Here is a 13,211-nt window from a genome sequence, read left to right on the forward strand (position 1 = left end):
GTTTTTTATTTTAGTGGTATGCAAACATTTCTTGAAGAAACGCTTGATACCCTTATAGAAAAACACGAGGATCTCGCGGCCTTAACCCTAATTCTTCCCAGTAAGCGCGCAGGAGGATTTCTTAAAAATTACCTTCGGGAAAAAATCCGGACGACAACCTTTGCGCCAACGATTATAAGTATTGAAGAATTTATTGAAACCTTATCCGATGTTAAAATCGTCGATAGTACCGAACTTCTCTTCAGAAGCTTTGAAGCCTATCTTAGCATCGATACTGCTTCAGAAAAGGAAAACTTCGAGTCTTATTCTTCGTGGGCAACCACCCTGCTGAATGATTTCAATGAGATCGACCGGTATCTCGTGGATCCCGCTCCCTTTTTCAGTTACCTCGGTAGCATTAAATCCCTGGAAAAATGGAACGTCGACAAAGAAAAAACACCGCTCATTGATGCATATCTAAAATTTTGGGAGCAATTGCCTTATTTTTATGAGTCCCTTACCCAACAACTGTTGAAGGATGGTATAGGGTATCAAGGTCTCGTGTATCGCAAAGCAGCTGAAGATATAGAATTCTACCTATCCAAACACGCATCAAAACCGCATATATTTATAGGCTTCAACGCCTTAAACACAGCCGAACAACAAATTATCCAAGCACTACTCACCCAGGGTCCGTCTGAGATCTATTGGGATGCAGATGTAGTATTCATGAATGATAAAAAGCACAGTGCTTCGCTGTTTCTAAGGAGGTATAAATCATCATGGAATTATTTCAAAACAAATGAATTTACTTCCATCCAGGATAATTTCACGTCCCCTAAGCACATTCATATTGTAGAGGCTCAAAAAAACATAGGACAGGTAAAATACGTAGCATCCATTCTGAAAGATTTTTCGGAAGAAGAGCTTTCCAAAACGGCCATTGTCCTCGCAGACGAATCACTCCTTCTTCCCCTTTTACACTCGCTCCCTGCTTCCGTACCTAGTATAAACGTAACAATGGGTGCTCCACTGCGTTCGTTCCCTGCAGCCTTGTTTTTTGATTCCTTATTGCTTCTGCACACAAAGTCTTTAGATACGCTGTATTATAAAGATGTGATCAATCTCATCCAGGATCCTCTTGTCAGCAAATTAATTTCAGGATCAAGAGAAATAATCGAACAGATCGTCCAATCGAACCTTACACATTTTTCCTTACAACGCCTAAAATCCTTTGCGCATGAAGAAGACCGTGCTTTTTTAGATTGGCTTTTCGGAGATTGGAAAAATGAGAGCCGTGAGGCCATTGATGCATGTCTGACTCTTATCGGCAGTCTTAAAGATGCTGAGCGCACGAATCGGCTCGACCGCATCGTTCTGTTTCATATCCATACAATTTTTACAAAGATTAGTGCCTTGAACAAAGCGTTCCCGCATCTTAAAAGCTGTAAGACAGTGCAGCGGCTCTTTAATGAGCTTATAGCCACAACCAGCTTAGATTTTGAGGGAGATGCTTATAGCGGCTTGCAGGTCATGGGCGTATTGGAGACTAGAGTTCTGGACTTTGAACGTGTCATCATGCTGTCTGTAAATGAAGGCATCATCCCTTCAGGAAAATCCAACGCCTCGTTCATTACTTACGATCTTAAAAAACAATTCAATTTACCGCTTTATACCGAAAAGGATGCGATCTATACGTATCATTTCTACCGTTTATTGCACCGTGCCCAACATATCACGCTGCTTTATAATTCGTTTTCCGATGGGCTGTCGTTAGGCGAAAAAAGCCGCTTTCTCTTACAACTCGATCTCGAAAAACAACCGCAACACACAATTAGAAAAAGCAGTATTTCTCCGGTAGTGAAAACAACTCCCAGATCGCTTATTTCTATTGCCAAGACACCAGAGGTCATCGAACGGATACGCGCCATAGCCGCTAAGGGATTTTCTCCCTCGGCGCTCGCTGCCTACGTTCGCAACCCGCTGGATTTCTATTATCAAAAAGTTCTTAAGGTCAATGAGTTTCAGGAGATCGAGGAGACGGTCGCATCGAACACTTTGGGAACGATCGTGCATGATACCCTTCAGGAACTGTACAGTCCTCTTATTGGACAATTGCTTACGATCAAGCACCTTACCGAAGCCAAAGAGAAGATCGATGCCGAAGTGAGGCTTCAGTTTAAGAAAACTTTTAAAGAAGGAGATTTTTCAAGCGGTAAGAACCTTATTGTTTTTGAAGTTGCAAAACGATATATCCATAACTTTATCAGCCTTGAAATTTCAGAAATAAAAAACGGGCACCACATTAAATTAATCGCCGTAGAAAACGACCTTAATGTGCCTATCACCGTCCCTGGACTTGAATTCCCCATACATATTGGCGGAAAAGTGGATCGGGTCGATGAATATGACGGCACGCTGCGTATTGTGGATTATAAGACAGGTCTTGTGCGGCAAGGGGAACTGGAAGTAGTCGACTGGGAAGCGATCACAACCGACTATAAATATAGTAAAGCGCTGCAAGTGCTGTCTTATGCCTTGATGCTTAATGACGAAAACCCTATAACCAAAGGAACCGCAGGGATTATTTCGTTTAAGAATCTTGGGAGCGGTTTTCTTCCCTTCGCTACAAAACCCTCACCCAGAAGTCAGCAAAAGGATTTTTTAATAACACAAGAAGTCCTTCAATCTTTCACCCAAGAGTTAAATAAATTGATCTTTGAGATCTGTGATCCCAATATTCCATTTACCGAAAAAGAAATTGATTCGTATGCATATTGAAAAGAATAACATCCTTCCTTTAAAAAACAAAAAACCCATTTTGTATGATATATACCACGACGGTTCAAGCCATGCTAAGCAGGTGGTCGTCTTTTGTCACGGCTACAAAGGTTTCAAAGATTGGGGTGCTTGGCACCTGGTAGCAGAAGCTTTTGCGAAAGCCGGGTTCTTCTTTCTCAAATTTAATTTTTCACACAATGGGGGCACCGTCACCCAGCCTATTGATTTTCCTGATCTGGAAGCATTTGCCCAAAATAATTTTACCCGAGAATTAGAAGATCTGGATCGGGTATTGAATTTTATAGTTACTGAAGGACAGAACCATCTGCCGGTAGACCTTGAACAGATCCATCTTTTGGCACACAGTCGAGGTGGCGGAATCGCGCTTATTAAAGCTGAAGAAGACCCGCGCATTCAAAAAGTGGCAACTTGGGCAGGTGTAAGCGATTTCAAGGTACGCTTTCAGGAAAACACCGAAGCTTTTCAACAATGGAAGATCACAGGGCGCACCCACATTGAGAACGCACGCACCAAACAACAAATGCCGCATGACTGGCAATTCTACGAAGATTTTATGGCGCATGAAGAACGCCTCACCATTCAACGAGCAGTTGCCGCCCTTAGCAAACCAATGCTTATTGTTCACGGGACCGAGGATACGACCGTTTCAGTAAAAGAAGCTCAGCGTTTACAGCTATGGAATCCTGCAAGTACATTGCACATAATCGATGGAGCCGATCATGTATTTGGATCAAGCCATCCTTGGGACAAAAACCAACTTCCAAAAGACATGGCCCTAGCCGTTGAGAAGACAATTGAGTTCTTTCAGTAAACATATTTTACCGCCTTTCCGGAGGTTTCCCGTGCAGAGGTATTGTGCAAAACGCTGCTACATATCCTTATAAAAACAAAAAAGCAACGTGTTCACGTTGCTTTTTTTATTCAGTGGAGAATATCGGAGTCGAACCGATGACCTCTACGCTGCCAGCGTAGCGCTCTAGCCAGCTGAGCTAATCCCCCGACTTAGAACTGCGAAAATAATAAATTTTTTAATCTTGTACGGGTAAAACCAATAAAGGTTTGCTTGTATGAAATTCTTTTTTCATGATCTCATTCTTTTCCCATAACTTCTTAAAGAATCCGCGTTTTCTTCGCACTACACAGATCATATCCGGCTGAAATCCCTGAAAATGTTCCAGAACCGCTTGAAAGGTCGTCGCATTCTCGGTTTGGGTGTACGAGGATTGCAGTTGCTTCAAATTATTAGTTACTTCCAGAATTTCCGGCGTACTCTCCGGAGTTTCTACGTGAAGTACATGTACTTCGCTTCCAAATTGACGTATGAATTTTTGAAGTGGCTCCAGCAATTGATCGTTCTCGAAATTGCCATTCTTAAACGCCATCAGGATCTTCTTTGGAGCCGAAAATGAAACCCCTTCGGGAACTACCAATATTGGGAGATTGGTTTGCTTTAGCAACTTGCCTGAGGTCTTTCCTAAAAAGACACCTTCCTTAATAGAGTTGCTTCGAGGAGCCAAAACCATAAGGTCAATGGGGATTTGCTGGTTCACACGGTTGATGCCTTCCAAGACCTCTCCTTTTATGGGGTGGGCGATCACAGGAACACCCTTCTTATCCACTTTAGACAGTACTTCCTCCAAACGATCTTCAGAAGCTTCCTTTAGTAAGGTATTCACTTTAGAAAGTCCGCCCACTCTGGACAATTCTTGAAAAACCGAAACCACATAAACGGTCGCATCAACCACCTTTGCGAGATCAATGGCATATTGTAAATTGCTTACTGAGTTTTCCGAAGACCCAATGGGCACCAAAATATTTTTCATCGTTTTTCCAATTCGGTTATCTTTAATCATCCGCTTCCAATGACGGAACCTGCTGCAAAATTAAATCTTAAATATGATACGGCACGCGAAACCTTCAGAAATTGAGAAAATAATAACAATTACACAGGCGTGTGCGGCGCATATGCAGGCGCAGGGGATCTTTCAGTGGAATGAAGAATATCCCTCGCTTGAAGCCTTTCAGAAAGACCTGGATCAAAAGGAGTTATACGTCCTGCTCGAAAAAAATGAAGTGATTGGTTGTATTTGTATCGCTTCGGAAAAAGATTCGGAATATAATGATGTGCAATGGCTAACACAGGACACTTATCAATATTACATACATCGACTGGCGGTGCATCCTTCCCATCAAGGCCGGGGGCATGCGCAACAGCTTATGGACTTCGCCGAAACAAAAGCGAAAGTGGATCATGTCGCTTCTGTACGTCTGGACACGTTCAGCTTAAATAAAAGAAATCAACGGTTTTACGAGCAACGCGGTTACACCCGATTGGGCTCCATCTATTTCCCGAAACAAAGTGATGCGCCTTTTTATTGCTATGAATTGGTCTTGAATGGCTAATTTTGCAGCTTTCGCATGGAAAGGACCAACATCTCATTTAAACGCATCCAGCAATTAGCCGTACCCGCCATTCTATCGGGTATCGCAGAACCGGTTTTGTCAAGCACCGATGCTGCCATTGTAGGGAACATTCCGCAGTTTGGCACAGAGTCGCTAGCTGCAGTGGGTATTGTGGGATCTTTTCTTTCCATGCTCATTTGGATTCTTGCGCAAAGCCGCAGTGCCATTTCGGCCATTGTATCACAAAACCTTGGAGCCGGTAAGCTGCGTGATCTGGATAGCTTTCCTGCCCAGGCGATCTATTTCAATATTGCGTTAAGTCTTATTGTGCTATGCTCCACGTATTTCTTTGTAGAGGAGATTTTTACGTTGCTCAATGCTGAAGGTCTTATCTTACAATACAGTATCGATTATTACAACATTCGTGTTTGGGGTTTCCCGCTCACCTTGTTCACCTTTGCTGTATTTGGACTCTTTCGAGGTCTACAGAACACATTTTGGCCCATGATCATTGCTACATTAGGCGCCGCATTGAACATAGCATTGGATTTTATCCTGGTGTACGGTGTTGAAGAGTATATTCCGGCACTTGGCATTAAAGGTGCTGCATGGGCAAGTCTAATCTCTCAAGGGGTTATGGCATTGTTAGCTCTTATTTTTTTACTGAAGAAAACAACGGTTTCGCTGCGATTGCAGTTTCCGCTCCACCCGGAGATTCGTCGCTTGGTGTCCATGAGCTTTAATCTCTTTGTACGATCCTTGGCACTTAACATTGCCTTATTACTGGCTGTAAGAGAAGCCACCGGTTTAGGAAAAGAATATATTGCCGCCCATGCTATCGCAATTAATATCTGGTTGTTCTCCGCCTTCTTTATTGACGGTTATGGTGCCGCGGGAAACATCCTTGGCGGAAAATTATTGGGCGCAAAGGACTATTCGGGATTATATGTACTTACGAAACGTGTCAATCTTTACAATCTTGGCGTAGCTGTGTTCCTGGTGCTCATAGGGCTTTTGTGTTACAAGCAATTGGGCCTTTTGTTCAATAAGGATGCTCAAGTGCTAAGTATCTTCTATGGAATGTTCTTTATGGTATTGATAAGTCAGCCAATCAATGCACTGGCTTTTACGCTGGATGCGATTTTTAAAGGGCTGGGTGAAATGAAATACCTGCGAAACGTACTTATAGGAGCTACCTTCCTAGGGTTTGTCCCCTTTCTATATTTTTCCCGTTTCATGGAGTGGGGGTTGTTGGGTATTTGGGGTGCGATCTTAATATGGATCGGGTACAGGGCTGTGGCGCTATTTATAAAGTTCAATAGAAAATATCGCCCGCTTTCGCAAAATTGATACATTTACAAAAAAAGCGATATGGATGTTTTACGATTTTTAGGCGGCCCCGGACTCTTTTTAGTGATCGGTATCTTATTGGTGGTCGTGGTACTCTATAAAAAGTTCAAGAAACGCTAGTTATCGGGTTTTTAACCACCCTGTAATGCTAAGGCGTTGTGAGGCTTTTACCTCCTTTACCTCATGTTCTAACGTTTGGCTTTCAAAGATCACCATACGCCCCGGCAACGGTAGGATATCAAGTGCATCCTCTGTAGGATACAACGTTAGTTCTCCACCATTGGAAGCGGGCCAATTGGCTTCGTTCAAGTAACACACCATGGATAGTTTTCGCCTGTCATCGTTCTTAAAAGTATCCAAATGTCGTTTGTAAAAGGTTCCTGTCGGGTAGATGGCATAATGGAACTCTTTCTGAAAGATCCCCAAAAAACACGTTTTATTAAGGTAATTCACTAATGTATTTATCTTCTGAAAGAATACTTCTTCTGCTTGTGTCATTTTCGATTCATCGATCCATGAAATAAAATCCCCGCGTACGGTCTTGTCAACCTCTTCCTGAACCCAATTCCCAATAGCCGACTTCTTAAATCCTTTAATTTCGTACGTTTCCAAAAGTGCTTCACGAAGCGTGATCACTTCCGAAGCATCGAAAAAATCATCCACGATCGCATACTTCTTTTTTAAAAGCTGGGTGATAATGGATTCAAATATCGGATTCTCAACAAAATCCAGCTGCTCAAACAATTCTTTTTCCTGTGTCATAACGTATAAAAAGCCGGCAAATATACTTCAGAAAACGATTCGAAAACTAAAAATGTTGATTTTTGGAAATGCTGTATCTTTGCCCACAAACCCATTGTATGAATAAGATACGAATCACCAAACAATTTTCTTTCGAAACCGGGCACGCCCTTTACGGTTATGACGGGAAATGCCGTAATGTACATGGCCACAGCTACCGGTTATCCGTGACAGTTATTGGAACCCCCATCTCCAACACCGGAAACGTAAAATACGGGATGGTGATCGATTTTAGTGACCTTAAAAAGATCGTTAAGGAGGAGATCGTGGATGTATTCGATCATGCAACCGTGTTTAACAAGAACACCCCACATGTGGAATTGGCGAATGAGCTTCAGGATCGCGGACACAATGTGTTACTGGTGAACTATCAACCTACGAGTGAAATGATGGTGATCGATTTTGCCGAAAAGATCAAGACAAGACTTCCCAAAACAATCAGACTGCATTCTTTGAAGCTTCAGGAAACGGCGACCAGTTATGCGGAATGGTTCGCGTCTGACAATGAGTAGATCATAATAGCTGTGCCCTTCCATGCCCTTTCCATTTAATATGCTCCAAAGGAGCTTTTTTCTCTATCTTTGACCTATGCAGATCCCACACGGAAAGAAAATCTATTTTTCGAGCGATAACCACCTTGGCGCACCGACACCGGCAGAAAGCCTTCCGCGCGAAAAGAAGTTTGTACGTTGGCTCGACATGGTAAAAGATGATGCCGCAGCTATTTTTTTGTTAGGTGATCTTTTCGATTTTTGGTTCGAATATAAGACTGTGGTTCCCAAAGGATTTGTTCGTGTGTTAGGCAAACTTGCAGAATTGAGCGACCAAGGCATCCCTATCTATTTTTTTGTTGGCAATCATGATCTGTGGATGCGCGACTATTTTGAAAAAGAATTGAACATTCCCACCTTTCGGGAGCCCAAAGAATTTGTTATTAATGAAAAGGTGTTCTTGATCGGTCACGGAGACGGTAAAGGTCCGGGTGACAAGGGCTATAAACGCATGAAAAAAGTCTTTACGAACCCCGTGTTTAATTGGTTGTTCCGTTGGTTCCATCCCGAACTTGGAATGCGTCTCGCGCAGTATCTTTCAGTAAAGAACAAATTGATTTCGGGTGATGAGGACAAAAAATTCTTAGGTGAAGATGAGGAATGGCTCGCACAGTATGCAAAGCGGAAGCTCGAAGCAAAACATTACGATTATTTTATATTTGGACACCGCCATCTTCCCATGGAAATTCGCCTTTCTGAAAAAGCCACCTACATCAATCTCGGCGATTGGATCTCACATTATACTTATGGCGAATTTGACGGCAATTCCCTGCAATTGAAAGAATTTACGGAATAATATCCTTTAATTTTAACTGAAGCGTTACCGTCCCCTGCCATTCGTTCTCGTCGATGGTATATGCTGCCTTGAATACATCCCCTGAACATGCCACGTCCTGTTTGTCTGCCATTCCAAAACCAATTGCGGTGAATGGAGCGGAGTTTCCCTGTCTCACAGTAAGCCGAAGGTGTGTTTTGTCTTCTCCAACACATTTTCCCCATCCTGTATCTTTTAAATGTTGCGACATAAAGACCGGGGTCATGTTTCCCGGTCCGAATGGAGCAAACTGTTTTAGAATGCGATAGAACTTTGGGGTAATATCTTCCAGATCGACCTCTGCATCGATACGGATCTCCGGGATCAAAAGTTTTGGGTCAATGGTTTGAGCAACAACCGCTTCGAAAGCCGCTTTGAACTTCTCATAATCCGCTTCATATAGAGTAAGCCCGGCAGCATATTTATGTCCGCCAAATTGCTCTATATGCGCTGCACAGGCCTCCAATGCATTGTACACATCAAAATCCCTTACCGAGCGTGCCGAAGCTGCCAATTTATCTCCGCTTTTTGTAAAAACCAAGGTGGGCCTGTAATAGGTTTCGGTAAGTCGTGAGGCCACAATACCAATGACTCCCTTATGCCAATGTTCGTCGTAGACAACTGTGGTCATTCGGTCCTGTTCCTTGTTCTCTATAATCTTTAGCAGTGCCGCCTCGGTGATTTGTTGATCGGCCTCCTTACGGTCGGAGTTGAACTGTTCGATCTCCCCGGCCCAACGTTCGGCAAGAGCCTCGTTGGTTTCCGTTAGTAATCTAACCGCATGATTGCCGTGTTTCATCCTGCCCGCTGCATTGATGCGCGGAGCCAAAATAAAGACCACATCTGTGATGTTCAGCGTTTCTTTTTTTACCTGCTGAAGAATGGCTTTAAAGCCTGTACGCGGATTCGAGTTAATCACTTTTAAACCGTAGTAGGCCAGTATTCTGTTCTCACCTGTTATGGGTACGATATCGGCCCCTATAGCCGTCGCGACCAGATCCAGATATAACAATAGATCTTCAATCGTTTGATTCCTTCGGGCGGCGAGTGCTTGTACCAATTTAAAGCCTACCCCGCAACCACATAGTTCCTTATAAGGATAGTTACAATCATCACGCTTCGGATCGAGCACAGCTACCGCCTTTGGCAGAGCATCACCGGGACGATGGTGATCACAGATAATAAAATCGATGTTTTTTTCCGAAGCATAAATCACTTTATCCAATGCTTTGATACCACAATCTAGGGCAATGATCAAAGAAAAATCATTATCGGCTGCAAAGTCGATACCTTGATACGATACACCATAGCCTTCATCATATCGGTCGGGAATATAGGTGGCAACATTGGGATAATAACTTAATAGATAGGATGAAAGAAGGGCCACACTTGTAGTGCCATCTACGTCATAATCTCCATAGATAAGAATATTCTCTTTGTTTTCTACAGCCATTTCAATGCGTGAAACAGCTTTCTCCATATCCGTCATTAAATAAGGATCGTGTAGGTTCTCCAAACTTGGACGAAAGAATTTCTTCGCATCGTCATAGGTCTCAATGCCACGTTGTAATAATAGCGAAGCGATTGGTTTTTCAACCCCTAGGGCATTGGCTAACTGCTCAACTTTTTGAGTGGGTGGTTTTGGTTGTAAGGTCCAGCGCATGTATTCTCGAAGCGATTATTGGGGAGCTGTATAAAATTACAAAAATCCTTTTCAATCTAAATGAAAAAAGGGTTTTTCCTAATGGATATAAAAAATATCATTCACGGATTGAGGGTTTTTCCTACAAGAAAATACAGGTTTTAATTGTCATATAATCAGTTGTTTCATGTAGTTGTACAGCACCTAATGAGTGTAGTTTAGCAGTTCATAAAAGTATTTTTATTCATTTATAAAACCCATATCATGAACTACATTTTAAAAGGCAAATTACACAGTGCAATTTGCGACGATCAACAGAAACCCCTTCCATTTACACAGGTACGCCTGTACCAACTGGAAGAAGAGACCAATGCTTCAACGGCCTATGCCGCTGCTCAAAGCAAAGAACTTATTCAAGTATTTGAAGAAAAAGACCTTAAGGACCGTGAAAAACGTCTTATTGCAGAAACCACTACAGACGCAAGAGGCGCATACGAATGTAGCATCGATCCAAAAAAGACCGGCTATAATGGTGGACTTATTGCGGTTGTTGTTTATTACGATGCTATTCCCGAATATGGTCAGGAAAGTACCAAACCACCCAAAGGATTTCGACCGTTTGCCATGTTATTAGATATTATTCAACCCAAGTGGCGTGAAACCAACAATGGTTTGGTGGCGGGCTTCAATTACACCCTGTTGCGTCGTATCTGGTGTTATATTCTTTTGCGACTGGACATTTGGGTGATCTGTGGAACACTTCGAAACTGTGAGTCTCAAGAACCGCTGCCCGGAATTGAGGTTATCGCTATGGACGATGATATTATAACCGACGACCGATTAGGAAGTGCCACGACAGACAGCAATGGAAGGTTCTGTATTTACTATCGCTCTATTGATTTTAAGAAGACGTTTCTGTCGCCTTGGATCAATGTGGAAACCACACCTCCTTTCAGCTTTGATAACGGTCCCGACATCTATTTCAAATTTTCCGTGGGCGGATCTGAAATTTATGCCGAAAATCCTTCCGAAGCTCAAAAATCAAGCAGAAAGAATGTAGGTAATTGTTTATGTGTCAAACTATGTTTGAAAGATGCTCCTACCACACCGTTGGATCCTCCGGCAGCTTTTTATCAAATTGGATATGCCCGAAAGTATCATCCTGTGTTGAATATCGACCCATCTACGGGAAGAACTACCGGAAAAGCCGATGCCGGGTTGAACAACCAAGCGTTCTACAGCACTTTGGACCTTCGGGGTTCTTTATCGCAAAAGCTCAACGGGCAAGCTGTGGAGTATAAATTTCAGTATGCAAAAGTGAACAGCCCTTCGGTTGATGTTGGAACCATTCCCGAAGCTAACTGGAAAGATGTTACACCTGCCGATATTGCCAAAACCGAGATCGCTACGCGCCTAACGCAATTCTTTCCGGTGATAAAGCACGAGTCCTATGTAATTCATGGAACGAGTGCTCCAACTCCCACAGGGAACGAAGTGGAAGTGCAGTTCAACGGAAATTGGATACAGGCACCGCAATATTCGGGAAGTGGCTTTAACATCCACTTTAATGGATCGTTGATAAAGCTTATCTCCAACAATCTAGCGAGTGGAACCGTAGACAAGTCTGGACTCACTCCCGGGAACAGTGCCGCACCATTAGAGAAGAACCGGTATTTTGCATTGCGTATGTGGAAACGGGAATTAGGAAACGATGCTACTAAGGTCACCGCCGGTTTTTCCCGTCCCTTAGCCATTTTCAATACACTTTACGACAATGTTCCGCAAGGAGGTTCTTGGCTACCCACAAGCAGTAAGGAGCTGGGGATCGCCACGTTGGACCTTCAGGAATTGATAGGAGGCGGTTGTAATAAGATCACTAATTCGATCACGGTAAACTACACCGCTGCAAATCCGAACCTCGGCGATGTATCACTGCAATTCTTCGGACAAGGAGCCTCAAATTCCTTCGACCCTATCGTATTCCCAACTCCGGGGGAAGAAGCTCACGGCAGTTCAAGCTATACCGGAAACTTCGGGGCATTGAAGAAGTGTGCCTATGAGATTCGGCTAAACGCCTCCCTGTTATTGACCAACGGTGAAACACAACACCAAGGTATCTGGGATCGGGTGTTGTTTTGCCGATAAAAGATTGTTTTTGTTGACTGAGCTGTGGGGCATTCGTACTTTGGTGTCCTGCAGCTTTTTTGTATGGAAAGATGTTCGTAATTTGGTAGACTAATTCTTTCAAAAAATAGTATGCCACTCGTTACACCCTTAGATCCCGACCACGATCAAGAGACCAAGGTCCTTGCAGCTTTTTTTAATGAGACCTTAGGCTTTTGCCCTAACAGTGTGCTTACCATGCAACACCGTCCTGCCATTAGCAAGGCATTTATTAATCTGAACAAAGCAGTCATGGCTAATGAAGGACGCGTCACCTCTGCCCTAAAACGAATGATCGCATGGGTGAGCAGTAATGCTTCAGGTTGCCGGTATTGTCAGGCTCATGCCATTCGCGCTGCAGAACGCTACGGTGCCGAGCAGGAACAGTTGGATAATATTTGGGAATACCGTACCCATCCGGCCTTTAGTGAAGCAGAACGTGCGGCTCTGGATTTTTCACTGGCAGCGTCCCAGGTTCCAAATGCTGTGGATGCGAACATTAAAACAAGGTTGTATGAGCACTGGGATGAAGGTGAAATCGTTGAGATGTTAGGCGTTATTTCTTTGTTCGGCTACTTAAACCGATGGAATGATTCGATGGGAACTACCATTGAAGAAGGCGCCGTAGATAGTGGCGAACAATACCTTGGCAAACACGGCTGGGAAAAAGGAAAGCATGCGTAGGCAGCTGTTTTCTTTGGTTGGA

At 43.3% G+C, this 13,211-nt stretch carries 11 protein-coding genes and 1 tRNA gene; 8 read left to right on the forward strand and 4 right to left on the reverse strand.

Features of this window, described 5'->3' with window-relative positions:
- The first annotated feature begins 18 nt into the window (after positions 1-18).
- Both JS40_RS08825 and JS40_RS08830 read left to right on the forward strand, forming a co-directional pair.
- On the forward strand, positions 19-2,760 hold the full coding sequence (locus tag JS40_RS08825) for a PD-(D/E)XK nuclease family protein (protein WP_034260004.1): 2,742 nt from the start codon (positions 19-21) through the stop codon (positions 2,758-2,760).
- Positions 2,750-3,592 carry an alpha/beta hydrolase family protein gene (locus JS40_RS08830; RefSeq protein WP_034260007.1) on the forward strand — a complete coding sequence of 281 codons (843 nt, stop codon included), beginning with the start codon at positions 2,750-2,752 and terminating at the stop codon, positions 3,590-3,592. Before JS40_RS08825 ends, JS40_RS08830 begins: the two co-directional genes overlap by 11 nt.
- Before the next feature lie 114 nt (positions 3,593-3,706).
- On the opposite strand, the gene JS40_RS08835 is transcribed toward JS40_RS08830, so the two are convergent.
- Together JS40_RS08835 and JS40_RS08840 are read right to left on the reverse strand one after the other, a co-directional pair.
- Positions 3,707-3,780 (reverse strand) — tRNA-Ala (locus JS40_RS08835).
- 29 nt (positions 3,781-3,809) lie between these two features.
- Positions 3,810-4,604, reverse strand: coding sequence for a universal stress protein (locus tag JS40_RS08840; RefSeq protein ID WP_034262302.1), 795 nt, complete (start codon positions 4,602-4,604; stop codon positions 3,810-3,812).
- A 73-nt stretch (positions 4,605-4,677) separates the two neighbouring features.
- Here JS40_RS08840 and JS40_RS08845 point away from each other — a divergent pair, with 73 nt between their 5' ends.
- A complete protein-coding gene (locus JS40_RS08845; RefSeq protein ID WP_034260009.1) occupies positions 4,678-5,184 on the forward strand; it encodes a GNAT family N-acetyltransferase in 507 nt (168 codons plus the stop codon).
- A 15-nt stretch (positions 5,185-5,199) separates the two neighbouring features.
- On the forward strand, positions 5,200-6,534 hold the full coding sequence (locus tag JS40_RS08850) for an MATE family efflux transporter (protein ID WP_034260010.1): 1,335 nt from the start codon (positions 5,200-5,202) through the stop codon (positions 6,532-6,534).
- 120 nt (positions 6,535-6,654) lie between these two features.
- On the opposite strand, the gene JS40_RS08855 is transcribed toward JS40_RS08850, so the two are convergent.
- Positions 6,655-7,296: a 2OG-Fe(II) oxygenase gene (locus JS40_RS08855; RefSeq protein ID WP_034260011.1), complete on the reverse strand. Its 642-nt coding sequence runs from the start codon at positions 7,294-7,296 to the stop codon at positions 6,655-6,657.
- Between the two features lie 98 nt (positions 7,297-7,394).
- Here JS40_RS08855 and JS40_RS08860 point away from each other — a divergent pair, with 98 nt between their 5' ends.
- The gene (locus tag JS40_RS08860) at positions 7,395-7,847 is read left to right on the forward strand and encodes a 6-pyruvoyl trahydropterin synthase family protein (RefSeq protein WP_034260012.1); all 453 of its coding nucleotides are present in this window, start codon (positions 7,395-7,397) and stop codon (positions 7,845-7,847) included.
- Between the two features lie 76 nt (positions 7,848-7,923).
- Complete coding sequence (locus JS40_RS08865; RefSeq protein WP_034260013.1) at positions 7,924-8,682, forward strand: UDP-2,3-diacylglucosamine diphosphatase; 759 nt, start codon at positions 7,924-7,926, stop codon at positions 8,680-8,682.
- Here JS40_RS08865 and recJ read toward each other — a convergent pair.
- Positions 8,672-10,363, reverse strand: a complete 1,692-nt coding sequence (gene recJ, locus JS40_RS08870; protein WP_034260014.1) for a single-stranded-DNA-specific exonuclease RecJ — start codon at positions 10,361-10,363, stop codon at positions 8,672-8,674. The genes JS40_RS08865 and recJ overlap by 11 nt on opposite strands.
- A 243-nt stretch (positions 10,364-10,606) precedes the next feature.
- On the opposite strand from recJ, the gene JS40_RS08875 reads away from it, so the two are divergent.
- Positions 10,607-12,487, forward strand: a complete 1,881-nt coding sequence (locus JS40_RS08875) for a transthyretin-like family protein (protein ID WP_034260015.1) — start codon at positions 10,607-10,609, stop codon at positions 12,485-12,487.
- Between the two features lie 111 nt (positions 12,488-12,598).
- Positions 12,599-13,189 (forward strand): carboxymuconolactone decarboxylase family protein, encoded by a 591-nt coding sequence (locus tag JS40_RS08880; protein WP_034260016.1) that lies wholly within the window; start codon positions 12,599-12,601, stop codon positions 13,187-13,189.
- Positions 13,190-13,211: the final 22 nt, after the last annotated feature.

The sequence above is a fragment of the Altibacter lentus genome (genome assembly GCF_000746845.1).
Taxonomy (GTDB): Bacteria; Bacteroidota; Bacteroidia; order Flavobacteriales; family Flavobacteriaceae; genus Altibacter; species Altibacter lentus.

What these genes read in the sequence shown, in the direction of transcription:
- recJ (WP_034260014.1), bottom strand. Translation starts at nt 10,363, where the DNA reads ATGCGCTGGACCTTACAACCAAAACCACCCACTCAAAAAGTTGAGCAG.
- JS40_RS08860 (WP_034260012.1), top strand. Translation starts at nt 7,395, where the DNA reads ATGAATAAGATACGAATCACCAAACAATTTTCTTTCGAAACCGGGCAC.
- JS40_RS08830 (WP_034260007.1), top strand. Translation starts at nt 2,750, where the DNA reads ATGCATATTGAAAAGAATAACATCCTTCCTTTAAAAAACAAAAAACCC.
- JS40_RS08855 (WP_034260011.1), bottom strand. Translation starts at nt 7,296, where the DNA reads ATGACACAGGAAAAAGAATTGTTTGAGCAGCTGGATTTTGTTGAGAAT.
- JS40_RS08845 (WP_034260009.1), top strand. Translation starts at nt 4,678, where the DNA reads ATGATACGGCACGCGAAACCTTCAGAAATTGAGAAAATAATAACAATT.
- JS40_RS08880 (WP_034260016.1), top strand. Translation starts at nt 12,599, where the DNA reads ATGCCACTCGTTACACCCTTAGATCCCGACCACGATCAAGAGACCAAG.
- JS40_RS08865 (WP_034260013.1), top strand. Translation starts at nt 7,924, where the DNA reads ATGCAGATCCCACACGGAAAGAAAATCTATTTTTCGAGCGATAACCAC.
- JS40_RS08875 (WP_034260015.1), top strand. Translation starts at nt 10,607, where the DNA reads ATGAACTACATTTTAAAAGGCAAATTACACAGTGCAATTTGCGACGAT.
- JS40_RS08850 (WP_034260010.1), top strand. Translation starts at nt 5,200, where the DNA reads ATGGAAAGGACCAACATCTCATTTAAACGCATCCAGCAATTAGCCGTA.
- JS40_RS08840 (WP_034262302.1), bottom strand. Translation starts at nt 4,604, where the DNA reads ATGAAAAATATTTTGGTGCCCATTGGGTCTTCGGAAAACTCAGTAAGC.
- JS40_RS08825 (WP_034260004.1), top strand. Translation starts at nt 19, where the DNA reads ATGCAAACATTTCTTGAAGAAACGCTTGATACCCTTATAGAAAAACAC.